This is a genomic window from Xenorhabdus sp. IM139775 (genome assembly GCF_028598745.1).
Lineage (GTDB): Bacteria > Pseudomonadota > Gammaproteobacteria > Enterobacterales > Enterobacteriaceae > Xenorhabdus.
On sequence record NZ_JAQRFK010000048.1, the window covers coordinates 1 to 26,870 of the forward strand.

Here is a 26,870-nt window from a genome sequence, read left to right on the forward strand (position 1 = left end):
ATTAAGCTAAAATGATAGCCAAATCATTAATAAAAAACTCCACATATAGGCGTGATTACCTATAAAAACCCTCTTTCCCACTGATAAAGATTAAAATTAATACTTGTTGATTAATAATTTTTATATGATAATCCTGCCGCCTTCTATAACAACTTGTGCCAATGAAACAGGCATAGAGAAAAGTCAATTCAACAATTGCTATTCAGTAAAAATAAATCGGAAAAGATATGGATACTCATGATATGAATTTCAACTCAGGGGAGAACGGCGTTTCTCTGAGCAAGGAAAAAGATACATTCATTCCAGATGGCCGTGCCGTAGGCGCTGGAGCTGCGACAGAGTGGATTGGTAATGCGTGGGAAATGTTTAAAGCAAAGCCAGTGAAATGGATATTGATAGCCTTTATCTATTTTATCATTATATTAGTTTTACAGTTCATTCCTGTTGGCAATATGGTCAGCGCCCTGTTTGGCCCGGTATTTATTGCTGGATTTATTGCTGCCAGCGAAAAGCAAAGAACAACCGGTGATTTTGATATTGAATTACTTTTCCATGGGTTTAAGAATAAACTTGGCTCATTAATGGCTGTCGGCGGGCTTGTTATCGGTATATATATACTGGGTGGTATTGCTGCTGTTATGCTTGGAGGAACAAGCCTAATACAAATCATTTTGACTGGGCAAGATCCTGATCCGATGCTATTAGTGGGTGGCCTGTCTACTTTGATGTTAGCAATATTGGTTATATTACTCTTTAGCATCGTTGCCGCTGCATTTAGCTGGTTTGCGCCAGCCCTGATTATCATTAATGATTTAAAATTTGGTGAAGCAGTATCAATGAGCTTGAGCGCAGTCAGGAAAAACCTCTTCGGTGGTTTCCTCTTCTTCTTGCTGATGGGCATTCTGATGTCAATTTCTGCTATTCCATTGGGACTAGGTTTAATTGTTACTTTCCCTTTATATATGGCAACTTATTATACTTCCTATCGCAGTATCTTTTATGCGCCAGAATCCCAAGAGACAAAATCTCGCTTGATTAGCTAAATATTTCGAATAGATATTGATATGTAAAAAGCGCTGTTTTTAGCGCTTTTTTATTACTATTTGATGACATTGCATGTTGGAATGAAAACATTAAAGTTGAGTTAGAACCATTATTGATATAAGGAAAAAGTAATGGGTGATAAAAATCTTCTTCCTGATTTAGAAAAACCACATAATAACTCAGTTAATGAGAACACTATCTTTATTCCCGATGGTCAAGCCATTGGAGAAAGTGCAGCTATTGCCTGGATAAGTGATGCTTGGAATTTTATCTCTCCAAAACTGGGCATGTGGATATTAATGGGAATTATTTATGGTGTTATCACTTTAGGTATTTTACTCATTCCTAAATTTGGTTTTCTCCTGACTGATTTACTGGAACCACTATTCTTTGCCGGAATTATTGCCATTTGCGAAACACAAAGAACGACAGGTAAATTTAAATTAGGAAAGCTATTTTATGGTTTGCGTTATAAATTTAGCGCTTTATTGATGGTTGGTATCATTATTTGTGGAATAAGGATGCTGGGGAATGTTATTCCTGCTCTTCTGAACGGTGATAATCTCTACCCGGTTGTTTTCTATGACCTCTATTCATCTTTCAATTATGAACTAATGGCCATTAATGATAATTCAGAGATGTCATTTTTATCGCTTGGTGTTTCCCTCATTTCCTTGTTTTTCTCTACTGCATGCTCTTGGTTTTCGCCTGCATTAATCATATTAAAAGATTTTAATGTAGGGAAAGCACTTTCAGTTAGTTTCAATGCTATCTGGAAAAACTTCTTAGGTGTAATATTCTTTATTCTCCTTCTCTATTTTTTGTTATTTATTGCTGTGATCCCTCTGTTTTTAGGAGTTCTATTCATAGCTCCTGTGACTCTGGTAACATCTTACTCCTCTTATCGTCGTGTTTTTTATAAACAAGAATTTCAAAAAGATGAGATAGCCATAACAAATTAATTCATGATAGCGGAGCGGCCCGTAAAAAAAGCGCCATATCCGGCGCTTTTTGATGAAGAATAAAATGGCATTAGCCAATATATTCTAATCCATTCATATAAGGACGCAATGCTTCTGGGATTTCAATACGGCCATCTGCCTGCTGATAGTTTTCCATCACGGCAACCAGAGTACGACCTACCGCCAGACCAGAACCGTTCAGTGTATGCACCAATTGGGTTTTCTTGTCATCTTTACCACGGAAACGCGCCTGCATACGACGGGCCTGAAAATCCCACATATTGGAACAAGAGGAGATTTCGCGATAAGTATTCTGCGCCGGTAGCCAAACTTCCAGATCGTAAGTTTTTCTTGCGCTCGCACCCATATCACCCGTACACAACAGCATCTTACGATAAGGAAGATTCAGTAACTGCAATACCTTCTCAGCATGCCCTGTCAGTTCTTCCAGTGCTTCCATGGATTTCTCAGGATGAACAATCTGAACCAATTCAACTTTATCAAACTGGTGCATACGAATAAGGCCACGGGTATCACGACCATAAGAGCCTGCCTCAGAACGGAAGCACGGAGTATGTGCCGTCATTTTCAGCGGCAACATGCTTTCATCCAGAATTTCATCACGAACTAAGTTGGTGACGGGAACTTCCGCCGTTGGGATCAGGGCATAATGGCTGCCAGTTTCTTCTTCCAATGGCCGGGTGTGGAACAGATCTTCACCAAATTTAGGTAACTGACCAGTACCATACAGAGAATCATGGTTAACTAAGTAAGGCACATAAGTTTCCAGATAACCATGCTGTTCAGTATGCAGATCCAGCATGAACTGCGCGATAGCGCGGTTCAGACGAGCAATCTGACCTTTCATGACAACAAAACGTGAACCCGTTAATTTAACCGCTGCCGCAAAATCAAGGCCGCCTGTCAGCTCTCCCAGTGATACATGATCTTTGATGTCAAAATCATACTGGCGAGGTTCACCCCAACGACTTATTTCCAGATTATCAGTGTCATCTTTTCCATCCGGAGAAGCATCGTCCGGGATATTTGGCATACTTAATGCGATATGACGGATCTCAGCCTGCAAGGTATCCAGCTCAGCTTTTGCTGAATCCAGTTTTTCTCCCAACTGATTCACTTCCTGACGCAGCGGTTCAATATTTTCACCACGGGCTTTAGCTGCACCAATAGCCTTCGATCGGAAATTACGTTCTGCTTGCAGGGTTTCAGTTTCAACTTGTAAAACTTTGCGACGCTCTTCGAGTTTGCGCAGCATCTCCACATCAAGGGTATAACCCCTGCGAGCCAGTTTTTCGGCGACTGCGTCTAGCTCATTACGCAGTATATTTGGATCGAGCATGCTAGTCCTGTGCTTGTTGTTATTGAAAAAGTGTTATTGAAAAAGATTGTTAGATATATCCCTATAAGCTTCAAGTTTCAGCTCGCAAGATAAAAGCGGCTTATTATCTCCCTGCGACGCGGGGAAATAATCAATCCATCTTGAAGTACAACGAGTATAAACCTTACCGTATCAAGAAAATTAACGATAGCGTTTTATTGGGCTATTTTGATCCTGTTCCATTAACCAGTTTAATTTCTCACCAATCTTACCTTCCAGCCCTCTGGCAGTCGGATAATAATAGCGTGTTTGTTGCATTTCTGGTGGAAAATAGACTTCGCCGGCAGCATACGCATTCGCTTCATCATGCGCGTAACGGTACTCTTCCCCAAACCCAATTTCCTTCATCAACTTAGTCGGGGCATTACGCAAATGGACAGGAATGTCATAATCGGGTTTGTTCTGCGCATCCGCCATAGCGGCTTTGAATGCGGTATAAACCGCATTACTTTTCGGCGCACAAGCAAGATAGACAATGGCCTGTGCAATCGCCCTTTCCCCTTCGGCCGCCCCCACGCGCGTAAAACAATCCCACGCTGCAATCGCTATCTGCATTCCGCGTGGATCAGCATTACCCACATCTTCAGAAGCAATGGCCAGTAACCGACGGGCAACATAAAGGGGATCACCCCCTACGGTGATAATCCGGGCATACCAGTAAAGTGCCGCATCAGGCGCTGAACCACGGATGGATTTATGCAGGGCAGAAATTAAATCGTAATATCGATCACCTTTATTATCAAACCGGGCACTCCGTTCCCCGCTCACTTCTTTCAGCAATTCTGGTGTTAAAACCCGTTGCCCTTGTGCATTGGTTTCCGCCATGTCCGACATCATTTCGAGCAAATTCAGTGAGCGTCGTGCATCTCCCGCAGCCAGCTCTGCTATCATCTGGCGAGTGTTGTCCGGTAATACAATATCTTGCCCGCCAATACCACGCCCGGTATCGTTCATTGCCTGAATAAGCACCTGCTCAATTTCTGCTGTCGAAAGTGACTTCAATAAATAAACACGCGCCCGTGACAACAAGGCTGAATTTAATTCAAAGGAAGGATTTTCGGTTGTGGCACCAATAAATGTGATTGTACCGTCTTCAATATGGGGTAAGAACGCATCCTGCTGGCTTTTGTTAAATCGATGAACTTCATCGACAAATAAGATGGTTCTGCGTCCCGCATGACGGTTTTGCCGGGCTTTTTCTATGGATTCACGGATCTCTTTTATGCCAGAAGTGACTGCCGAAATACGTTCAATATCAGCTTGCGCGTAATAACCAATAATTTCAGCCAGTGTTGTTTTTCCTGTTCCGGGCGGTCCCCATAAGATCATGGAATGAAGGTGACCCGCTCGGATTGCCCGTGGCAACGGTTTTCCTTCCGCCAATAAATGTTGCTGGCCGATATAATGATCTAATGTGACTGGCCGCATTCTTGCGGCCAGTGGCTGAAATTCATTCTGTGAAAAATCGAGAGAAAGATTGTTCACTTAAACCTCACTGGCGTTGATCATCCAGCGTGACACCTTCTGGCACGATAAATTTGAATTTCGACGCATCCACGTTGGTATTTTGCTGCCCTTGCAATTGATAAGCACTTTTTTGCCCATCCTGTTCAACGGCAGTAAATTTTTGGATAGTTCCTTCTGGCGTCACGGTAATTGAAAAATGTTTTAAATTGCCATTGGTATTATAAGGCATGAGTTCAAAGTTATTGCCGTTTTGCACAACCTTGTACTGTTTCCAATCGGCAGGATCATTACGTGCAATGAGCATAAATGGCGTATTTCCTGTTGCTTCTTTTAACCAATTTGCAGTCACTTGTTCAACAAAAGGATTGTAAAACCACAACGTCTTACCATCAGAAACCAAAACACTCTCATCAGGTGATGTCATGTGCCAGTTAAACAAATTAGGACGTTTGATCCAAAGTTCCCCTTCTCCTTTTTGGATCGTAGAACCATCATTACTCGTCACTGTTTGCGTAAAACCGGCATGGAAGCTATTCACCTTTCCCAAACGCCCTTGTAGATCCTGCGTCGCATCAGCCCGGGCAGAGCCTATGCTCACACCCATTATCAGACAACCAATCAACATCAGTTTTTTCATGTGCGAGATACCTTCAATTCGTTTTATTATCAGCCATCAATTGCCGTACTGTATTACATTTCACAACGATAATTAATGTTCATGCGGCGGAGGTGCCAAAACTTCACGATTGCCATTATGCCCAGGCGAACTGACTATTTGTTGTGCCTCCATTTGTTCAACAATCCGGGCTGCCCGGTTATATCCAATACGGAATTGACGCTGCACTCCCGAAATAGACACACGGCGTTTTTCGACCACAAACTCAACCGCTTGATCAAATAAGGGGTCCAGCTCTTCATCGCTGTCAAACCCCATGCCGCCTTCACCGTCTTCTCCCCCTTTGACAATACTGTCTATGTATTGAGGGCGACCACGGGCTTTCCAGTCATTCACGACTTCATGGACTTCTTGATCGCGCACGAATGCACCATGAACACGGACAGGAATGGAAGAGTTTGGTGCCAAATAAAGCATATCCCCCATGCCAAGCAATGATTCTGCACCGCCTTGATCAAGAATGGTACGGGAATCTATTTTACTGGATACCGTAAATGCAATACGCGTCGGAATATTTGCCTTAATCAGCCCGGTGATAATATCAACCGAAGGCCGTTGAGTGGCCAATACTAAGTGGATACCTGCTGCTCGTGCTTTCTGGGCCAAGCGGGCAATGAGTTCTTCCACCTTTTTGCCGACGGTCATCATTAAGTCGGCAAATTCATCCACCATGACAACAATATAAGGCTCTTTTTTCAGCATGGGATGCGTTACATCCATGCTGTCACCCGGTTTCCAGAACGGATCAGGGATCGGGCGCCCCATATTTTCTGCTTGTTTGATCTTGTCGTTATAGCCCGCAAGGTTACGCACACCCAACGCGGACATCAGTTTATAACGTCGTTCCATTTCATTTACACACCAACGCAATGCGTTGGCTGCATCTTTCATATCGGTAACGACTTCAGTCAATAAGTGTGGAATGCCCTCATAAACGGATAACTCAAGCATTTTCGGGTCAATCATAATAAAGCGAACATCTTCTGGTTTCGCTTTATACAGGATACTGAGGATCATCGCATTGACCCCTACCGATTTACCTGAACCCGTCGTCCCTGCTACCAGTAAGTGGGGCATTTTACCCAAATCAGCCACAACCGGTTGCCCTGCAATGTCCTTCCCTAACACGATAGTTAATGGTGAAGGATTATCACGGAATTTCTCACAATCCAGAACTTCCCGCAGATAAACGGTTTGGCGTTTTTTATTGGGTAATTCCAAACCAACATAAGGTTTCCCCGGAATCACTTCCACGATACGGACGGCCACTGCCGAAAGTGAGCGAGCAAGGTCACGTGATAAGTTAGAAATGCGGGAAGCTTTCACCCCCGGCGCTAAGTCCAATTCAAATCGTGTGATGACAGGCCCCGGAGAAAATCCAACCACATCCGCTTTGACGCGATAATCATTCAAACGTGCTTCAATTAAACGAGAGATTTGCTCAAGCGCAAACATATCAACCGGTGCTTCCTCCGCCGGTGGCGCTGCCAACAGATCCAGCGAAGGCATCGGCGTTGTTGATTTTGGCAATGGTTGATCATTGCGCATCAAAAATGGGTGGAACAGGCTATCTTGCGGCGGTTGCTGCATGGGAGTAGCCTGTTGAATCGGTGGTGGTGTTGACACAAATTCAGCAGGCTCAGATTGATTAAGATCACTCGACTGAGGGAGATGATTGGGTTCTGGATTTTCATCCGGTGCTGAAACGGGTTCCGAAGAGACAGATTGATTCATCCGGTAACGTTCACGTTGCTGCTGCTCAAATGCTATCCGTAATGCTTCTTCCTGCGCTTTCTGGTCATCTACCTGTTCGTCGTCTACGCTATTTTTCGTCAACCCGGCTATCGTTGATTGCTTATGTGGCAACGCGCCTTCTCCGCGCGCCCCTCTATTCTCTTCTTCAAAATCAGTACCATAGCGTTCACGCTGTTGTTCAAGGAATTGCTGGCGCAATATATCTTGCTGCTGGACATCCATTTGCTGTTCATTAGCTTCTGCAATCAGCTCATCCTGTCTCTCTTTTTCTTTCCGTTGCATATGTTCTGCCAAACGGTAAGAAGGCACTTTGACACCATACAATTCACGGCGGGTTGGGATCCTGACAGGATTAGGCCGGGGCATTTCAGGGCCAATACCTTGTTTAACTTGAGGATTCCTCGCCACAACAACAGAGCTAGTGACACCCGTTGCCGTATTTTTCAAATTGGCATGAGGAGTGGCAGGAGGGGTAACTGTATCCGTTACATCATCCCTCTTTTCCTCTTCCCGATGTTGTAATTCCGGTTGCTCAAATTCAGGCCGGGCAAGTGCCGGAGCGGTTACGGTCGTCGATACGACTGGCTGCGCTGCATGTCCACGGTCAAGTGAATGTTCGGCGGTTTCGGATGATTCATGTTCTTCCGTCACCGGAGCCGGGGAAGCCGGTGCAGGCTGCAACGCTGGGTCGGTATTAGCTAACTCAACTACCGTTGGGATGGTGAGTAATACGTCATCCTCATCGGCGTCTGGTGTTTCAGTCGTCACCACGGAGTTAACTATTTCATGCTTATCAGCATGCTCCACGCGTTGCTGTTCACTGACTGGGCTTGCGGAAACTAACGCATCCTCTAAATCTTCTTCGTCATATTCAGCATCATTGCGGCCACGGTTGACGACAAAACTCAGTGAATCGAGAATAACCGCGCCAATTTTTTCTGCAATCGTGAGCCATGACCACCCGGTAAACAGGGTGAATCCCACGGCCCAAATACCCAGCAGCGCCAATGTTGCCCCAAGAATGTTGAACCAAGGCAGAATCGCATTGCTGAATAAATTACCAATGACGCCACCGGCAGCAAAATCATTTAAATCATCAATATTGAGTGCAGCCAAGCCACATGAAGTCAGCACCAAGGCCAAAGCTCCAATGACGCGTAATGCGAGTGTGAAGAAGTCAATGTACTCTTGCCTATCTCTCTGACGGAAAGCATTCCAACAGCCTAACAACATAAACGGCGGGACTGCATAGGCAAGAATACCAAATGCTGAGAACAGCGTGTCAGATAACCAGGCACCAACACTGCCACCCCAATTGTGGACGGGTTCATGCCATGAGGTCTGCGACCAACTGGGATCAGAGGGATTGAAGCTGATAAGTGCGACCATCAAGTACACGGCACAAATAGCAATAACCAACAGAATGGCTTCCAAAAGCCGGCGGCTACTGCTTATTTTTTTTAACTTAACACGTTTGTCTTCTGTATATTCCTGGTTCAAGAAAGGCTCTCCAGGTTTTCTTGTTGATTAAACGGAACAACGCTGAGGATAGCTCAGCGTTGAAACTGTATACATAAACAGGAGTGTACCTAAGTTTTTCCTGTTTTGCATCTGCACATTTTAGACAAAAGTTTAACGAGTCTTTATCACCAAGCGGTTACTCTGTTTCACTTCTTCCATTACAACATAAGTACGGGTGTCGTTAACACCAGGAAGACGTAACAGCGTTTCGCCAAGCAATTTACGATAGGCAGACATATCTGGCACACGCGTTTTCAGCAAATAGTCAAAATCACCAGAAACTAAATGGCATTCTTGGATTTCTTCCAGTTTCTGGACAGCAGTATTGAATTGTTCAAATACATCTGCTGCGCCGCGGTTCAGGGTAATTTCAACAAATACCAGCAATGATGCATCCAAATAATGAGGATTCAACAAAGCTGTATAGCCAGAGATAAAGCCCTGACGCTCTAAGCGACGCACACGTTCCAGACAAGGGGTTGGTGACAAGCCAACTCTCTTGGATAACTCCACGTTAGAAATACGGCCGTCTTTTTGCAACTCGTTAAGGATATTACGATCTATACGATCAAGATCTTTTCCTGGACGCTTCTTATTATCTATCATCTTATTGCTCTCTCTTTATATTCCTACACCTATAACATTTTCCCTATCTCTTTCAATCGGTTGAGCTGGAAAAGATGTCTTCAAAGGTTAAAGCTTAATCTGTAACCAAGGTTTGAGGCCTACTACCATTTCCTAAAATACAATTCCTAAAATACAATCTCCCAGAATCCGATTAATTATCCCTTTTACTTTCCAAATTGCTGCTATGTTAGCTATGCTCCCCCACCTCAATAACTCAGTCACCCTTATATCAGCCACTCATCGGGTTTCTATGTGTTTGAGGTTTCGTTCCCTTGCCGCCGCACTACAACTTGAAATCCATTAGACATATTATACGATTTACCAGAACATCGTTTTCCAGAACATGATTTCCCAAAACACGAATTCCCAAGTATCAGGTCTTTCAGAAAACAGCTTAACGGCTATTTTTAATATTCTATGAGAAAATCACCCACATTAATTGCTCTATTTTATAGAAACAATTGATTAGCGGGGTAGATAATTATCTCTTACACAGATGTTTTCGCAAATGCACAGCCGATTGTCAAAGTAAATGAACAAAAATCAGAACAACCTGCCAAACAAATTTCCAGTAATTCGCCTTAATAGCTTGTTTGATGCCTGATATGTATAAATGATGTTCAATTCAGAAAGTTAAACTATCTCCTCTTACAATCCGATTACATCATAGTTACTATCTATCGGTAAAATCGTTAATAACATGAATATTTTATCTGATAATTGCTTTTTTTAACTTATTATTTCTCCTACAATCCCTAAATCCGCAATATGCGATAATGGAAATGAGGTATTCATGAGCACAGCCAAACACAGTAAACTTATCATTCTTGGCTCAGGCCCTGCTGGTTATACCGCTGCTGTGTACGCAGCCCGCGCTAATCTAAATCCTGTCCTCATTACTGGGGTTGAAAAAGGCGGCCAATTGACCACCACGACTGAGGTTGAAAACTGGCCCGGTGATCCTGAAGGGCTAACTGGCCCAGATTTGATGGAACGCATGTTCCAACACGCTGAAAAATTTCAAACAGAAATTATTTCTGATCATATTCAGAAAGTTGATTTCTTAAACAAACCTTTCCGTTTATTTGGCGATGAGCAGGAATATACCTGTGATGCCTTAATCATCGCGACAGGTGCTTCTGCCCGTTATCTCGGGTTGCCTTCCGAAGAGGCTTTCAAAGGCCGTGGGGTATCTGCCTGTGCAACATGTGATGGCTTTTTCTATCGCAAACAAAAGGTTGCCGTCGTTGGTGGTGGGAATACCGCTGTTGAAGAAGCGCTGTATTTGGCAAATATTGCTGCTGAAGTCCATTTGATTCACCGTCGTGATACTTTCCGTTCAGAGAAAATCCTGATTGACCGTTTGATGGAGAAAGTGAAGAACGGCAATATCATTCTGCATACTGATCGTGCTCTGGATGAGGTGCTGGGTGATGATATGGGGGTTACGGGCGTCCGCATTCGTGATACGAAAAGTGACACTACCGAAAAACTGGATGTTACTGGTGTTTTCATCGCTATCGGCCATAGTCCGAACACAGGTATCTTTGACGGTCAACTGGAACTGGAAAATGGATATATCAAAGTCCAGTCTGGATTGCATGGTAATGCCACCCAAACGTCTATTCCGGGTATCTTTGCCGCTGGAGATGTTATGGATCATGTGTACCGCCAAGCCATTACTTCAGCCGGTACAGGCTGTATGGCTGCCCTGGATGCTGAACGTTTCCTTGACGGGTTGGCAACCAAATAATCCATCTTTCCCCAAGGCGCTATTTCGGTAGCGCTTTTTAACAGGTAACATACAGCTTGTTTTGATATTCCGTATCATCACCACTAATCAGAAATTTTTCTTATGGACAAAGCAAGACAATCTGAACTTGTTCGATGGCTGAAACAGCAAACAGCGCCTGCCCGTCGGTGGCTTCGTTTATCAATGCTGCTTGGCCTAATCAGCGGATTGCTGATCATCTCTCAGGCTTGGCTTCTGGCGACGATCCTGCAAGCCCTGATTATGGATAATGTTCCCCGCGAAAACCTTATCACCCCGTTTTTAATGTTGGCAGCCACCTTTGCATTAAGGGCGATTGTCAATGCCGTTCGGGAGCGTATCGGATTTATTTGTGGCAAGGTTGTCCGCCAACAAATCCGCAAGATGGTACTGGATAAGCTCGAACAGCTAGGCCCGGTGTGGGTTAAGGGAAAACCAGCCGGAAGCTGGGCGACCATTATCCTAGAGCAGATAGAAGACATGCAGGATTTTTACTCCCGCTACCTGCCTCAAATGGCGCTTGCTGCGATGATCCCCCTATTAATCCTGGTTACCGTGTTTCCCGTTAATTGGGCCGCAGGGCTGATTTTATTTGTTACCGCACCATTAATTCCCCTGTTTATGGCCTTGGTTGGATTAGGTGCCGCGGACGCCAACCGACGCAATTTTGTGGCTCTCAGCCGATTAAGCGGTAATTTCCTCGATCGGCTGCGGGGATTGGAAACTTTGCGCCTGTTCCATAGAGGGGAAGCCGAAGTTGCACAAATCACGCAGTCAACAGAGCACTTTCGCCGCAGGACGATGGAAGTTCTGCGCATGGCATTCTTATCTTCAGCCGTTTTAGAGTTTTTTGCCGCAATATCCATCGCCGTTGTTGCAGTTTATTTTGGCTTTTCCTATTTGGGAGAATTGCACTTTGGCAGTTATGGCATGGGGGTTACGTTGTTTGCAGGTTTCCTTGCGTTAATCCTCGCCCCTGAATTTTTTCAACCCCTGCGTGATTTAGGTACGTTTTATCATGCCAAAGCTCAGGCAGTCGGCGCGGCAGAATCGCTTTTCACTTTACTTGGCAGTGATGGAGAACCCGTCGCCAATAACGGTGAAAAAAGCCTATCCGGTAAAATACTGTCAGATAAAGAACCCGTCACTATTGAAGCCCACGAGCTGGAAATTATGTCCCAAGATGGGCATCGCCTTGCCGGCCCCTTGAATTTTACGCTGGATAAGCGCCAGCGGATTGCCTTGGTTGGAAAAAGTGGTGCGGGTAAAAGCTCCTTGATCAATGTATTACTGGGATTCCTGCCTTATCAGGGTTCCTTAAAAATTGATGGCATTGAGTTACGGGAACTCAATCTCACTCAATGGCGCGAACAGTTGAGTTGGGTTGGGCAAAACCCGCATCTGCCAGAACAAACACTGCTCGATAATATTCGCCTTGGTCGATATGATGCAACGCAAGAGCAAATCAATGATGTGATGGAACGAGCCTATGTCAGTGAGTTTATTCACGACCTGCCAGATGGAATCAATACGGTGATAGGTGACAATGCGGCCCGCCTGTCTGTCGGACAAGCCCAGCGTATCGCTGTGGCACGTGCGTTATTAAACCCCTGCCAATTATTGCTATTGGATGAACCCGCGGCCAGCCTTGATGCTCATAGCGAACAGCGTGTGATGATGGCCTTAAATCAGGCTTCTCACCAACAAACCACATTACTGGTGACTCACTTGCTGGAAGAAACACTGTCATATGACCAGATTTGGGTAATGGAGAATGGCGTATTCATTGAGCAAGGTGATTATCAAACTTTAAGCCAGTCCCAAGGTGTCTTTTCCCGTTTGTTGTCTCACCGTAGTGTGGAGCTTTAATCATGCGTGTATTACTTCCATTTCTCGCACTTTATCGCCGCCATTGGTTTCTCATTAGCTTAGGCATGGTACTGGCGGTCGTGACACTACTTGCCAGTATCGGGCTGTTAACACTATCTGGTTGGTTCCTTGCTGGCACGGCGCTGGCTGGATTCGCAGGATTATATACATTCAATTATATGCTGCCTGCCGCCGGTGTCCGTGGCGCTGCCATTTTTCGTACGGCTGGCCGTTATGGCGAGCGGCTTGTCAGCCATGATGCAACATTCCGTGTATTGGCTCATTTACGTGTTTTTGCCTTTCAAAAAATATTGCCACTCTCTCCCGGGGGCATTGCCCGTTTTCGTCAAGGTGAGTTATTAAATCGGCTTGTTGCGGATGTCGAAACACTGGATCACCTGTATTTGCGAGTGATTTCCCCTGTCCTCGCCGCATTCGTCGTTATTCTGGTTCTGACATTTGGCTTGGGCTTCCTTGATATTACCCTTGCCTACACCATTGGCGGCATTATGTTAGGGCTGCTGCTGCTATTACCTTGTGTGTTTTACCACGCGGGAAAACCTTACGGCAAGGACATCACCCTGCAACGCAGTCAGTATCGTACATTACTGACCAGCACCTTGCAGGGGCAAGCCGAATTAAGCGTGTTCGGCGCACTCAAACGCTTTCGTCAATCCATGACAGAGATTGAAAATAATTGGTTGAAAAGCCAACAGAAACAAGCTAACTTAACCGGGCTCTCGCAAGCCATCATGATTTTTTCCACGGGCATGACAGTAACGCTGATACTGTGGTTAGCGGCGGCAGGCGTGGGAGAACCTAACGTAGGTGAACACAGTCAGGCGGGTGCATTGATAGCGCTGTTTGTATTCTGTACCCTTGCTGCGTTTGAAGCCCTTGGGCCAGTCACCGTTGCCTTCCAGCATATGGGGCAGGTCATTTCATCTGCGATTCGTGTTTCTCAGTTGATGCACCAAAAACCGGAAGTCATTTTTCCTGCGCATGGGCCTCAAACGAATAGCGAACTCAATCTGGAAATAAAAAATGTCGATTTCACCTATCCTGGTCAACCTTTGCCAGTATTGAAAAGTATTTCTCTATCTCTGACATCAGGCGAGCATATTGCCCTATTGGGAAAAACAGGATGTGGTAAATCAACACTCCTGCAATTATTAACTCGCGCTTGGGATATCAATAGCGGTGAGATCCAGCTTAATCAACACCCTATCTCCCACTATGATGAAGCGACACTGCGTTCAATGATGTCTGTCGTCCCGCAACGGATACATGTATTTAGCCAGACCTTACGTGACAATCTTTTATTGGCAAAGCCAGATGCGAATGACGATGAATTAACAGCCGTGCTGCAACAAGTCGGTTTGGAGTACTTGCTAGACACTGAAAAAAAGCTAAACTGTTGGATGGGTGAAGGCGGGCGTCAACTTTCTGGTGGGGAACAACGTCGTTTGGGTATTGCCAGAGCATTGTTACACAATGCCCCTTTAATGCTTCTGGATGAACCCACTGAAGGACTCGATGCAGATACAGAGCAACAAATTCTGTCACTGCTACACCATCATTGCCAGCATAAGACTCTGATTGTCGTTACTCATCGGCTCACAGGTTTGCAACATATGGATAGGATCTGTGTTATGGATGACGGACGTATTATCGAGCAAGGCAAGCATACCGCGCTACTCGCTCAACAGGGGCGTTACTATCAATTTTATCAGCGACAACAATTTCATCAGTTGCAGAGCTATCCTGAGCAAGGGTGATGCAATTTATGTCGATAGCTCAATTGGATAACTCATATGAGTTCCCCCACCCCGCTAATGCGCTCGCTGAACCGAATGGTTTATTGGCATTTGGAGGAGATCTAAGTGCAGAACGTTTGCGAGTAGCGTATCATGAGGGTATTTTTCCGTGGTATTCGCCTTATGAGCCACCGTTATGGTGGTCTCCTGACCCTCGGGCTGTGTTGATTCCGGGAGAATTACATATTGGCCGAACACTACGTCGTTTTATTCGCAAACATATTTACCAAATTACGGTAAACTATGCTTTCGATGAAGTGATATATCATTGCGCCCAACGACAAGAAGGCACTTGGATTGGGCCAGATGTTCAAAAAGGTTATCAAACCTTGCATAAAGAAGGTTTGGCTCATTCCATTGAAGTCTGGCATGACCATCAACTTGTGGGCGGCTTATACGGCGTTTGTGTCGGTACACTATTTTGCGGTGAATCGATGTTTAGCAAAATGGAGAATGCATCCAAATGTGCTTTTGTCGCATTCTACCACCATTTTTTACGTCACAGCGGCCAATTATTTGACTGTCAGGTATTAAATCACCATACAGAATCATTGGGCGCTAAAAATATTCCGAGAGAAAAGTTTCTCCAGCATCTTTATCAATTAAGAAAGCAGTCATTGCAATCAGGCTGCTGGTCTGTACAAAAGCTGGATTTATAATTATCTCTTAGAAATACATGCTGTTCATGGCGGGAATGTCATTAGCCATCATATTATCGTATGTAAAATGATGGCTTAAAATACGACATTCCTTTACATAATGATGGTTTTTCGGCATTATCTTGCCGGTTAAAAACTATGGTTGTTACACTTAGAGGATTAGATGGCCAAAGAAGACACTAATTTTGAAATGCAAGGTACTGTGTTAGAAACACTGCCAAATACTGTGTTTCGCGTTGAATTAGACAACGGACACGTTGTCACTGCTCACATTTCAGGCAAAATGCGCAAGAACTATATCCGCATCCTGACTGGAGACAAGGTTACAGTTGAGCTAACTACATATGATCCAGAAAAAGGACGCATCACCTTCCGTAGCCGCTGATTAAGATACCTTAGCACCACAGGTGATCGTATTTTTCAGCATTCACCTGTGGTGTGGCTATTGGTTTTTACCACTAGTTACCAGTTTCTACCACTGATACCGTTTATGATTATTCCGTTTTATACCGTTTACCCATAACGTTATAACACGGCATCTTCTGATCTCTTTTTATTCGATTTTTGTGCGCTCTTAAAATCGTATATCAATGCCTGCTTAGCTTTATCAAGTTTAATCTTGACTGAGCCTCCATGCACTAAAGAGCCAAATAACAATTCATTCGCCAGTGGTTTTTTGAGGTTGTCCTGAATGACACGAGCCATAGGACGTGCTCCCATCGCCTTATCATAACCTTTGTCACATAACCATTGGCGAGCATCTGCACTGACTTCCAGAGAGACACCTTTTTCATCCAATTGGGCTTGTAATTCAACGATAAATTTATCAACAACTTGCTGAATAACTTCAGAAGAGAGTGCATCAAACCAGATAATGCCATCAAGACGATTGCGAAATTCAGGTGTGAAAATCCGTTTTATCTCTTCCATGCCATCCGTACTATTATCCTGTTCAGTGAACCCAATAGATTTACGCTGCGTTTCACGAACCCCTGCATTGGTTGTCATCACCAAAATAACATTGCGGAAATCCGCCTTACGGCCGTTATTGTCGGTCAATGTACCATTATCCATCACCTGCAATAAAAGGTTAAATACATCGGGGTGGGCTTTTTCAATCTCATCCAACAACAGGACAGAGTGAGGGTGTTTGATGATCGCATCAGTCAATAATCCTCCCTGATCATACCCAACATAACCCGGCGGAGCACCGATTAAGCGACTGACAGTATGGCGTTCCATATACTCTGACATATCAAATCGCAATAACTTAACATTCAATACCTTGGCAAGTTGGAGGGTGACTTCCGTTTTGCCGACCCCCGTAGGCCCTGCAAACAAGAAAGATCCGACTGGCTTATGATCCTGCCCCAATCCAGCACGGCTCATCTTAATGGCTTCCGTCAAGGCAGAAATCGCTTTGTCCTGACCAAAAACCAGCATCTTCAAACGATCATCCAGTGTTCTCAATACATCTTTATCACTGGCTGACACGGTTTTTTCTGGAATACGGGCGATACGGGCAACAACTGACTCAATATCAGTGACATTGATCGTCTTCTTGCGACGACTAATCGGCACTAACCTTGTCCTCGCCCCCGCTTCATCAATGACATCAATAGCCTTATCCGGTAAATGCCGATCGGTAATATACTTCACAGATAACTCAACAGCGGCACGAATGGCTTTCGCGGTATAACGGACATCATGATGAGCTTCATATTTAGCACGCAGCCCATTGATAATCTGTACCGTTTCTTCAGAAGAAGGCTCAAGAATGTCAATTTTTTGGAACCGACGCGCTAACGCGCGGTCTTTTTCAAAAATATTGCTAAATTCGTGATAAGTCGTTGAGCCAATGACCCGTATACGCCCACTGGACAACAGCGGTTTAATGAGATTAGCTGCGTCCACCTGCCCCCCCGAAGCAGCACCGGCACCAATAATTGTATGGATCTCATCAATAAAGAGAATACTTTTCCTGTCCTGTTCCAATGTTTTTAACAAAGACTTGAAGCGCTTCTCAAAATCACCGCGATACTTTGTACCTGCCAGCAATGAACCAATATCCAGAGAATAGATGGTACAATCCTGCATCACTTCGGGAACACTCTTCTGGACAATACGCCAGGCAAGCCCCTCAGCAATAGCCGTCTTACCCACACCTGATTCGCCAACAAACAGAGGATTATTCTTGCGGCGACGGCACAATACCTGAATTGTTCTCTCCAATTCATTCTGACGGCCGACAAGCGGATCAATTTGCCCCTTCTGTGCCAATTGATTCAAGTTAGTCGTAAAATTCTCCAGTCGATCTTCACTCATCACCTGCTCTTCTGGAACCGGATTGATACTGTGGTGGGAATCATTATCTGGCTCATCTTTGCGCGTTCCATGAGAGATAAAATTCACCACATCCAAACGACTGACGTCGTGCTTACGTAATAAATAAGCGGCCTGGGATTCCTGTTCACTGAAAATGGCAACTAAGACATTCGCCCCAGAAACTTCCGAGCGTCCTGAAGATTGAACATGGAATACCGCACGTTGCAAAACACGCTGAAAACTTAATGTAGGTTGGGTATCCCTGTCATCATTCTCAGATAACAAGGGAGTGGTTTGTGCAATAAAACTTTCTAATTCTTGGCGTAACATCGCCAAGTCGACTTTACAAGCCTCCAGTGCTTCTCGCGCTGATGTGTTACTTAACAACGCCAGCAACAGGTGCTCTACAGTCATAAATTCATGCCTGTTATCCCTTGCTTTGGCAAAAGCAATGTTGAGACTAAGCTCCAGTTCTTGATTGAGCATAAGCACCTCCTCCTCATTTTAGTAAGCCAGATCAGACCTTTTCCAGCGTGCAAAGTAACGGATGCTCGTGCTCCTTAGCATACATGTTCACTTGCGCAGCTTTAGTTTCTGCGACCTCTGCCGTGTAAATTCCGCAAACTGCCTTCCCTTTGTAATGGACATCCAGCATTAGTTGCGTTGCTTGTTCAACATCATAAGAAAAGAACTTTCGCAATACGTCAACCACAAACTCCATAGGGGTATAATCGTCATTGTTAAGAATAACCTTATACATTGATGGTGGTTGTAGTTTTTGTTTTGCCTCATTCTCAATAAATTCTTCAACTTTCAAATTGTTATAAAACTCAGTCATTATTCTTCCGCTGGGTATTCACTTTCCGCTGGATTTGAGTATGAACTAATTCATTCTACTGCTATATATTTTATCACTACATCAGGCACTCTGCTTACCCACCTTGATGATTAACAGATCAGGATTTTGCCTAAAAATCAGATACCGTTATCTATATCAAACTTTAGCCATTTGAGACAGCTTGACGTTGTTTATATGCTTGACGACGTAATGAATTTCACTACAGTATATTTTATGAACACCGCTTCCTATCTGGGCGTGTGTTCATATTTCAATATTTTTTTGTGACTCCTAAACCCGAAATCGTGATACGAGGGATAGAGAAGTATGGAAACAGGTACTGTAAAATGGTTCAATAATGCAAAGGGCTTTGGATTTATTTGTCCAGCCAGTGGGGGCGAGGATATATTTGCTCACTATTCAACCATTCAGATGAATGGTTACAGGACGCTGAAAGCAGGGCAAAAGGTGAATTTTAGTGTTAATCAAGGCCCTAAGGGTAACCACGCCAGCCTTATTGTGCCTCTGGAAGATGGCTTAAAATCAAGAAATAGTAACTCGATAAACTCGTAATTTCCACGCCACAAATAAATAATCAGCGTATTTGTGGCGTGCTATTTTATTCCCTTGCCAGAGCTTCTATAGGATCGAGGCGAGCGGCATTTCTCGCGGGCAGGAAACCAAAGATTACCCCTATTGCCGTTGAACAACCAAACGCGACGATAAATGCAATGGGGTTATAAGCAAAATCCCATTTCGGCAACATCCACTGTGCCATCAGAGAAAGGCTGCATGACAGGGTAATCCCCAATATCCCCCCGATCAAACAAACCAAAACGGCTTCAATAAGAAATTGCTGCATAATGTCACTGGTTCTGGCACCCACTGCCATGCGAATACCAATCTCCCGAGTCCGTTCGGTCACGGATACCAACATGATATTCATGACACCAATTCCCCCAACAAGCAAGGATATGACGGCAACTAATGTTAAGAATATTTGCATCGTCCGTGTTGTTTTATCCATTATTTCAATGGTTCTATTAATACTATAAATGTGAAAATTCTTTTTACCATGACGGAACATTAACAAATTGCTCAGTTTTTCCTCAGCCTCATTAGAGTCATAGCCATCTCTTAGCCTGACAACAATCGCAGTCAAGTAACTTTGTTTTATCAAACGATTATTCATCGTACTGTAGGGCAGCCAGATTTGTAATGAATTACCACCATAAAAACTTTGCCCGTGACCAATCACCCCAATCACGGTCAAAGGAATATTGGCCAACAGCAACTCTTTGCCTATCACATTATTCTGGTAAGGAAAGAGTTTCTTACGTGTATTATCATCAATGATGACCACTTGAGACTGGCGCTCAACCATTTCTGAAGTAAAAGGGATACCTTGGGCAAATTTCATGGCATATACCTGAAAAAAATCACTTCCAACACCAGATACCTGTGCATTAGTATCTATATTGCCTTGACGCAAACGCCCACTGCCCATGAATTGAGGGGAAACAGCCTGAATATAGGGTTGAGACTGTATGGCCGGAATATCGCCCAGTTTCATTGACTGCGTATCCAAAGAATCATCACTGCCAAAGTCTCGTCCTGGATAAATTGATATGGAGTTAGTGGCAATAGATTTAATATGTGATAGCACCATTGATTTTGCCGCATCACCAATCACGATAATGGTTACGACAGAAGCGATGCCGATGATAATCCCAAGCATTGTCAGCAGCGTGCGTAATTTATTCACATTCATGGCACGCCATGCCATCAATAAGGCTTCATTAAAACGACCCCAGGCTTGTTGAATTAAAGACGTTTTTATATTGACGCTTTTTGCATCCACAGAAGAAGCATGAAGCAGAGTTTGATATTCAGGAGAGCGTGAGTCACTCATAATACGCCCATCTTTTATTTCAATCACTCTTTGAGCCTGTGCCGCAATATGCGGATCATGAGTAACAATAACGACGGTATGCCCTCGTTGACAAAGCTCCTTCAAGATCTCCATCATTTCCTGACCGGAAGTACTATCCAATGCCCCCGTCGGTTCATCAGCAAGAATGACTTGCCCACCATTCATCAGTGCTCTGGCAATGCTGACCCGCTGTTGCTGTCCGCCTGAAAGCTGGCTTGGCCGATAGTTAATTCGGTTTCCTAATCCAAGACGCCCCAGTAATTCAACCGCCCGCTCACGACGTTGTGTTTTGGAAGCACCGGAATAAATTGCTGGGATCTCAACATTTTGTTCTGCTGTTAAATGGGTCAATAAATGATAGCGCTGAAAAATGAACCCGAAATATTCCCTGCGCAACTCTGCCAATTGATCACTATCCAAGTCAGCAATATTTCTCCCTGCAACCCAATATTCTCCGCTACTGGGTTTATCCAAACAGCCAAGTATATTCATTAAAGTCGATTTACCAGAACCGGAAGCCCCAACAATAGCCACCATTTCTCCAGCCTGTATGGATAATGAGATATCTTCCAAAACAGTTACTTGCTCTTCCCCAGCCTGATAGTGGCGGCTAATGCCTTTTAATTCCAGTAACGTACTCATTATGACTCCTCTACGCTACTATCACTGCGACTGGTGACCACACGTTCGTTTTCCTTCAACCCAGAGAGTACCTCAACATTGGTGTTATCAAAGGCGCCTATCGTGACTTTACGTTTCTCTGCTTTGCCATTACGCAAGATACTGACTTCATATTGCGGTGAAGATGAAAGTGACGTTGAGGTTGAAGACTGAGAAGGCTGATTAGACAACACTTCTAAAGCCGAAATCGGGATCATCAATACATTATGCAGGGTCTGAAGCTCTATTTTTACTTGTGCAGTCATCTGCAAACGCAAAATATGTTGGGGATTAGGGACTTCAAAACGGGCAGAGTAGAAATTAACATTATTCACAACTTGCGGTGTGGGCAGAATATCTTTCAAAATGCTGTGAAATTGTTTCCCTGGCGCCCCTAAGATAGTAAATGATACTTTCTGGCCGGGTTTTAAACTGACAACATCAGCCTCCGATATCTGAGTGTTAACAATCATGGTATCGAGATTAGCGAGCGTCAGGATAGTGGGAGCTTGCTGTGCCGCAATCACGGTTTGTCCCTGAAAGGTTTTAATATCTGCCACAATGCCCTCGATTGGGGCAGTAATTCTGGTGTATTGCAAATTCGTCTTTGCTGAATCCAGTTTGGCCCTGTTTTGCCTAATTTGCGCAAATAAATCATCAAGTTTAGCGACCTTAGCCTGCATATCTGTTATGTCGGAATCCAAGTCTTGATGGGAAATTAAATGTGATTTAAATAAATACTTCTGACGCTTCACTTTAAGTTGCGCAAGTTTTAATTCAGCCTGTGCCCCGCGGAGATTAGCCTCCAGTGATTTTGCTGTTTCCTGAATTTCTTCCACCGTATTTTTTGCTGTTTGTGGATCAATCAATGCCAGCAATTGACCCTGTTTAACCTTATCCCCCATTTTCACATAGAGTTCTTTCAACTGGCCACTTACCTGAGCGCCTACATCAACTTTACTGACCGCATCCAACTGACCTACCGCCTGAACATTTCTTGCGAAATCGCCCCTTACCACGGGGCTTGTCTGATATGTAATGGGTTTTGGTCGATAAAAGAAGTAGAGCAATGCGGAAGCAATGGCTATAAAGATAAGCCCTGATACAAGCCAACGATATTTGATAGGAAGAAGATTCATTAATAAATACCCACCATGAATATGCCATCTAATGACTTCACTTTACTTCACTCGCACTTTACTGTAGAAGACATAAACAAATCCTATCAACGGGATATTTCTGATAAGAAAAATTTCTGATATATCTTCTATTATTATCCTGAAAAAAAACCAAACAGAGGCGAGTAAAATTCCATAAAGGTTAAAAATTCGTTGAGTTTCAGTGTGTTTCCTTTTACCCTGCTTGTTATTTTAATGTAAATTTTTTGTTTATAAGCATTTGTCGGCCTGTTTGACTGGTTTTTGTTACTGGAACCAGATAAAAAAGACATTTTTTATCGGATAAGGATGTGGATCATGTATTCAGGATTATTAATTATTCTCCTGCCTTTAATTCTGGGCTACCTTCTGGGCTACCTTATTTATTTGAATAACAAACCGATGCTGGCCCTCGTGCATCGGCTACTCAATACTATGGTTTATATCATTCTCATCTTGATGGGTATCAACCTCGCCCTGCTGGAAAACTTGAGCAATAATTTACTTTCTATCTTGCTGTATGCAACGACGTTTTTTCTGTGCATTTTTGTGGTTAATATTATAGCGCTTTTCCTTTTGGATAAACGAGAACCGTGGATTACTCATGCACATAAACAAGAAAAACCGCCCTCACGATTACATATGGCATTAGATTCTGTCAAATTATGCGGCGCATTAGTATTGGGATTCCTGCTTGGGTTAACAGACTGGTCATGGTTTCATTTTTCCAACCGTGCCAGTGAAATTGCCCTGATTTTTTTGCTATTTCTCGTAGGGATTCAACTGCGCACTAACGGTATGGATTTAAAGCAAACACTATTGAATCGCCGTGGTACGATCATTGCCATAACCGTTGCCATAAGTTCTCTGCTGGGCGGTGTGTTGGCGGCATTTTTATTGGGATTACCGACCAAAACAGGCCTTGCTATTGCATCAGGATACGGTTGGTATTCCCTTTCCGGCATCTTAATTTCCAACGCTTACGGCTCTGTACTTGGTAGTGCGGCTTTTTTCAATGACTTAGCTCGTGAATTAGCATCAATCATACTTATTCCCATGTTAATCAATCGCTACCGTTCAACCTCATTAGGTTTAACAGGTGCAACTTCAATGGACTTTTCTTTACCGATCTTACAACGCTGTGGTGGTGTCAGTATCGTGCCAGTCGCTATCGTTCATGGTTTTATATTGAGCTTATTGACACCTTTGTTCATTGCATTGTTTACTCAATAAAAAATAATCTGAAAAAATGCCGGCAATTTGATTAGTTAGCTTATTAATATGATTAAAATAACAATTTTATGCAGATATCATTGCATAGTTATGCTCGTGGGATTAATATCGCATCAGTCAATTAACTATTCATATTCTGCGCATGAGCATTCAATTAAAAAACATAAATTGTTTCTATGGTCCACAACAGGCTCTGTTCAATATCAATTTTGAATGTACATCGGGTGAAACTGTCGTGTTATTAGGACCCAGCGGCGCTGGAAAAAGTTCTTTGCTGCGGGTCTTGAATTTACTGGAGATGCCTCGCTCTGGGCAGCTCAATGTGGCAACACACCAATTTGATTTTAAACAACAGCCTAATCACAAAGAAATTCTGGCATTGCGCCAAAAAGTTGGCATGGTTTTCCAACAATACAATCTGTGGCCACACTTAACCGTGATGGATAATCTGATTGAAGCGCCTTGCCGAGTATTGAAGCAATCTAAACAGCAAGCACGGGCAAAAGCGGCAAAACTGCTTTCCCGACTTCGTTTGGAGGAATTTTCCAACCGTTTCCCACTGCACCTTTCCGGCGGACAGCAGCAGCGGGTTGCTATTGCACGTGCATTAATGATGGAGCCTCAAGTTCTATTGTTTGATGAACCCACTGCTGCACTCGATCCGGAAATTACCTCTCAAGTTATTGAAATAATAAAAGAACTGGCAGGAACCGGTATCACTCAGGTTATAGTGACCCATGAAGTGGAATTGGCTCGCAAAACAGCAAGTCAGGTTGTATACATGGAACAAGGACACATTATCGAAAAAGGTGACACCACTCACTTTATGTCTCCTCAAACAGAAGCCTTTGCTCATTATTTGTCACACTGAATCCAAACATCAACGCAGTTATCAAGCATAAAACTCATAAACAACAGGATATTGCTATGAAAAAATTATTGTTTGCAGCCTTGTTAAGTGCAGTGACCTTATCCGCAACCGCAACAGAGAAAGCCACCCTCCGTTTCGCGACAGAAGCAACTTATCCGCCATTTGAATTTATTGATGCGAACAATAAGATTCAAGGATTTGACGTCGATTTAGCGGATGCGATATGTGCAAAACTCAACACCAAATGTACATTCACCAATCAGGCTTTCGATAGCCTCATTCCCAGCCTAAAATTCCGTCGTTTTGATGCGCTGATGGCGGGAATTGACATTACACCAGACCGCCAGAAGCAAGTTGATTTCACCCAAACCTATTATGATAACTCGGCTATTTTCATTGCTGTCAGAGGAAAATTTGCTCAAATTGCCGATTTCAAAGGTAAGCAAGTGGGTATTCAGAATGGCACGACACACCAGAAGTATTTGATGGAGCAACATAAAGAACTCAAGACCGTACCTTATGACAGCTACCAGAATGCCATCCTTGATTTAAAAAATGGTCGTATTGATGCGGTGTTTGGTGATACTGCTGTTGTCAATGAATGGCTGAAAAAGAATCAAGAATTAAACACGGTTGGTGATAAGGTAACAGACAAAAACTACTTTGGCATCGGTTTAGGCATTGCCGTTCGCAAAGGCAATACTGAGTTATTGGGTAAGCTGAACACAGCATTAGCGGAAATTAAACAAGATGGTACTTACGACGCTATCTACAAAAAATGGTTTAAACAATAAACTCAATCCTAATGAATGAATTTCAATCTTTAATCAGTGCCGCCGGAATTACCGTCGGCCTTGCCATCTCCTCGCTTGTTATCGGCTTGGTGCTGGCAATGCTTTTTGCGGCCTGGGAATCCATGCGCTGGAAATCCATCGCTTTTTTAGGCTCCTGCTGGGTGACATTGATCCGAGGATTGCCTGAAATTTTAGTTGTTCTCTTTATCTATTTTGGCAGTTCACAACTGCTGATTACGCTGTCAGAAGGTGTTGATATCAATCTTATTGTCTGGCACCTTAAAATACAGATGGAAATTGAAAACTTTGATGTCAGCCCTTTCCTGTGCGGCGTTATTGCCCTGTCCCTGCTCTATTCTGCTTATGCTTCACAGACGCTGCGGGGAGCATTAAAAGCGGTTCCAATCGGGCAATGGGAAGCGGGTCAGGCGCTGGGATTAAGTCAACGCCGCCTCTTTTTTCGCCTGATCATGCCCCAAATGTGGCGCCATGCCCTGCCGGGGCTTGGCAATCAATGGTTGGTTTTATTGAAAGATACCGCCTTGGTTTCATTAATCAGCGTTAATGATCTGATGTTACAAACAAAAAGTATCGCAACCCGCACTCAGGAACCGTTCACATGGTATATGATTGTTGCTGTGATCTATCTGATCATTACCCTGATCAGCCAATTTATTCTCAAACAGCTTGAAATGCGCACCACCCATTTTGAACGGAGTGCTTCATGATGTTTGAATATATCAAGGAAATTTTACCCGGCTTGCAAACCAGCCTCAGTTTAACTTTCTCAGCACTGTTGGTTGCATTTTTGCTGTCCATTGTCTTGACCATGATCCTGACAATGAAATTGCCTGTGCTTTCTCAATTAGTAAGAGGCTATATCACGCTATTTACCGGAACCCCGCTCCTCGTTCAGTTTTTTTTAATTTACTATGGGCCGGGGCAATTTCCGTCGCTCAAAGAATATTCATGGATTTGGCAACTGATGTCAGAACCGTGGCTGTGTGCAATGGTGACACTGGCATTGAATAGTGCAGCATACTCAACCCAATTATTTTACGGCGCGGTCAAAGCGATTCCGGCGGGACAATGGCAATCTTGCCAAGCTCTCGGTATGTCCAAAGCGCATTCTATGCGCATTCTGTTACCTTATGCACTTAAGCGAACACTCTCTTCCTATTCCAATGAAGTCGTGCTGATTTTCAAAAGTACTTCGCTGGCCAGTACAATCACCTTATTAGACATCATGGGATATAGCCAACTGCAATTTGGTCGCAGTTACGATGTCACGGTATTTGTTGCCGCAGGAATTATTTATCTCTGCATAAATGGCCTTCTGACACTGCTGATGCGGATAATTGAACGGCGGGCCTTATCATTTGAACATCGCAATTAATTACCTGACTTCATATTACCCGACCCCGTGCTAGCTTATCGTTATCACGGGGTACACAGAGTCATTGAGTAAAATCAGGTTATTAATTTACATCAA

22 protein-coding genes are annotated in these 26,870 nt (G+C 43.8%); 13 read left to right on the top strand and 9 right to left on the bottom strand.

What is annotated here, in order from left to right; genetic code table 11:
• Nucleotides 1–227 precede the first annotated feature (227 nt).
• Nucleotides 228–1,043, top strand: coding sequence for a BPSS1780 family membrane protein (locus PSI17_RS11145; protein WP_273552055.1), 816 nt, complete (start codon nt 228–230; stop codon nt 1,041–1,043).
• 132 nt (nt 1,044–1,175) lie between these two features.
• The gene (locus tag PSI17_RS11150; RefSeq protein ID WP_273552056.1) at nt 1,176–2,006 is read left to right on the top strand and encodes a BPSS1780 family membrane protein; all 831 of its coding nucleotides are present in this window, start codon (nt 1,176–1,178) and stop codon (nt 2,004–2,006) included.
• A 70-nt stretch (nt 2,007–2,076) separates the two neighbouring features.
• On the opposite strand, the gene serS is transcribed toward PSI17_RS11150, so the two are convergent.
• The 5 genes from serS to lrp form a co-directional block, all read right to left on the bottom strand.
• Nucleotides 2,077–3,366, bottom strand: a complete 1,290-nt coding sequence (gene serS, locus PSI17_RS11155; RefSeq protein ID WP_273552057.1) for a serine--tRNA ligase — start codon at nt 3,364–3,366, stop codon at nt 2,077–2,079.
• 180 nt (nt 3,367–3,546) lie between these two features.
• Nucleotides 3,547–4,890 carry a replication-associated recombination protein A gene (locus PSI17_RS11160; RefSeq protein WP_273552058.1) on the bottom strand — a complete coding sequence of 448 codons (1,344 nt, stop codon included), beginning with the start codon at nt 4,888–4,890 and terminating at the stop codon, nt 3,547–3,549.
• Nucleotides 4,891–4,897: 7 nt separating this feature from the next.
• Complete coding sequence (lolA, locus tag PSI17_RS11165) at nt 4,898–5,509, bottom strand: outer membrane lipoprotein chaperone LolA (RefSeq protein ID WP_273552059.1); 612 nt, start codon at nt 5,507–5,509, stop codon at nt 4,898–4,900.
• A gap of 72 nt (nt 5,510–5,581) precedes the next feature.
• Nucleotides 5,582–8,803, bottom strand: a complete 3,222-nt coding sequence (locus PSI17_RS11170; RefSeq protein WP_273552060.1) for a DNA translocase FtsK 4TM domain-containing protein — start codon at nt 8,801–8,803, stop codon at nt 5,582–5,584.
• A gap of 132 nt (nt 8,804–8,935) precedes the next feature.
• A complete protein-coding gene (gene lrp / locus PSI17_RS11175; protein ID WP_004256338.1) occupies nt 8,936–9,430 on the bottom strand; it encodes a leucine-responsive transcriptional regulator Lrp in 495 nt (164 codons plus the stop codon).
• A gap of 814 nt (nt 9,431–10,244) precedes the next feature.
• On the opposite strand from lrp, the gene trxB reads away from it, so the two are divergent.
• From trxB to infA, 5 genes are all read left to right on the top strand, one after another.
• Complete coding sequence (gene trxB / locus PSI17_RS11180) at nt 10,245–11,204, top strand: thioredoxin-disulfide reductase (RefSeq protein WP_273552061.1); 960 nt, start codon at nt 10,245–10,247, stop codon at nt 11,202–11,204.
• Between the two features lie 102 nt (nt 11,205–11,306).
• Complete coding sequence (gene cydD, locus PSI17_RS11185; RefSeq protein ID WP_273552062.1) at nt 11,307–13,091, top strand: heme ABC transporter permease/ATP-binding protein CydD; 1,785 nt, start codon at nt 11,307–11,309, stop codon at nt 13,089–13,091.
• 2 nt (nt 13,092–13,093) lie between these two features.
• Nucleotides 13,094–14,869 (top strand): heme ABC transporter ATP-binding protein/permease CydC, encoded by a 1,776-nt coding sequence (cydC, locus tag PSI17_RS11190; protein ID WP_273552063.1) that lies wholly within the window; start codon nt 13,094–13,096, stop codon nt 14,867–14,869.
• An 8-nt stretch (nt 14,870–14,877) separates the two neighbouring features.
• Nucleotides 14,878–15,567, top strand: a complete 690-nt coding sequence (gene aat / locus PSI17_RS11195; protein WP_273552064.1) for a leucyl/phenylalanyl-tRNA--protein transferase — start codon at nt 14,878–14,880, stop codon at nt 15,565–15,567.
• A gap of 163 nt (nt 15,568–15,730) precedes the next feature.
• A complete protein-coding gene (gene infA / locus PSI17_RS11200; RefSeq protein WP_045969938.1) occupies nt 15,731–15,952 on the top strand; it encodes a translation initiation factor IF-1 in 222 nt (73 codons plus the stop codon).
• A gap of 140 nt (nt 15,953–16,092) precedes the next feature.
• On the opposite strand, the gene clpA is transcribed toward infA, so the two are convergent.
• Entirely contained in the window at nt 16,093–18,378 is a 2,286-nt protein-coding gene (clpA, locus tag PSI17_RS11205) for an ATP-dependent Clp protease ATP-binding subunit ClpA (protein ID WP_273552065.1), read from the bottom strand.
• Between the two features lie 31 nt (nt 18,379–18,409).
• On the bottom strand, nt 18,410–18,730 hold the full coding sequence (gene clpS, locus PSI17_RS11210; RefSeq protein ID WP_273552066.1) for an ATP-dependent Clp protease adapter ClpS: 321 nt from the start codon (nt 18,728–18,730) through the stop codon (nt 18,410–18,412).
• Nucleotides 18,731–19,057: 327 nt separating this feature from the next.
• Between clpS and cspD the strand changes: the two genes are divergently transcribed.
• A complete protein-coding gene (gene cspD, locus PSI17_RS11215; RefSeq protein ID WP_273552067.1) occupies nt 19,058–19,303 on the top strand; it encodes a cold shock-like protein CspD in 246 nt (81 codons plus the stop codon).
• A 46-nt stretch (nt 19,304–19,349) separates the two neighbouring features.
• Here cspD and macB read toward each other — a convergent pair whose 3' ends face one another.
• Both macB and macA read right to left on the bottom strand, forming a co-directional pair.
• Nucleotides 19,350–21,305 carry a macrolide ABC transporter ATP-binding protein/permease MacB gene (macB, locus tag PSI17_RS11220; RefSeq protein WP_273552068.1) on the bottom strand — a complete coding sequence of 652 codons (1,956 nt, stop codon included), beginning with the start codon at nt 21,303–21,305 and terminating at the stop codon, nt 19,350–19,352.
• Nucleotides 21,305–22,462, bottom strand: a complete 1,158-nt coding sequence (macA, locus tag PSI17_RS11225; protein WP_273552069.1) for a macrolide transporter subunit MacA — start codon at nt 22,460–22,462, stop codon at nt 21,305–21,307. The genes macB and macA overlap by 1 nt, the downstream gene beginning before the upstream one ends.
• Before the next feature lie 336 nt (nt 22,463–22,798).
• Here macA and PSI17_RS11230 point away from each other — a divergent pair, with 336 nt between their 5' ends.
• The 5 genes from PSI17_RS11230 (at nt 22,799) to artM (ending at nt 26,774) form a co-directional block, all read left to right on the top strand.
• Nucleotides 22,799–23,713, top strand: coding sequence for a lysine exporter LysO family protein (locus PSI17_RS11230; protein ID WP_273552070.1), 915 nt, complete (start codon nt 22,799–22,801; stop codon nt 23,711–23,713).
• Nucleotides 23,714–23,855: 142 nt separating this feature from the next.
• Nucleotides 23,856–24,584, top strand: coding sequence for an arginine ABC transporter ATP-binding protein ArtP (gene artP / locus PSI17_RS11235; protein ID WP_273552071.1), 729 nt, complete (start codon nt 23,856–23,858; stop codon nt 24,582–24,584).
• Nucleotides 24,585–24,640: 56 nt separating this feature from the next.
• Nucleotides 24,641–25,378 (top strand): arginine ABC transporter substrate-binding protein, encoded by a 738-nt coding sequence (artJ, locus tag PSI17_RS11240; RefSeq protein ID WP_273552072.1) that lies wholly within the window; start codon nt 24,641–24,643, stop codon nt 25,376–25,378.
• 11 nt (nt 25,379–25,389) lie between these two features.
• The gene (gene artQ, locus PSI17_RS11245; protein ID WP_273552073.1) at nt 25,390–26,106 is read left to right on the top strand and encodes an arginine ABC transporter permease ArtQ; all 717 of its coding nucleotides are present in this window, start codon (nt 25,390–25,392) and stop codon (nt 26,104–26,106) included.
• On the top strand, nt 26,106–26,774 hold the full coding sequence (gene artM, locus PSI17_RS11250) for an arginine ABC transporter permease ArtM (protein ID WP_273552074.1): 669 nt from the start codon (nt 26,106–26,108) through the stop codon (nt 26,772–26,774). Before artQ ends, artM begins: the two co-directional genes overlap by 1 nt.
• Nucleotides 26,775–26,870 lie beyond the last annotated feature (96 nt).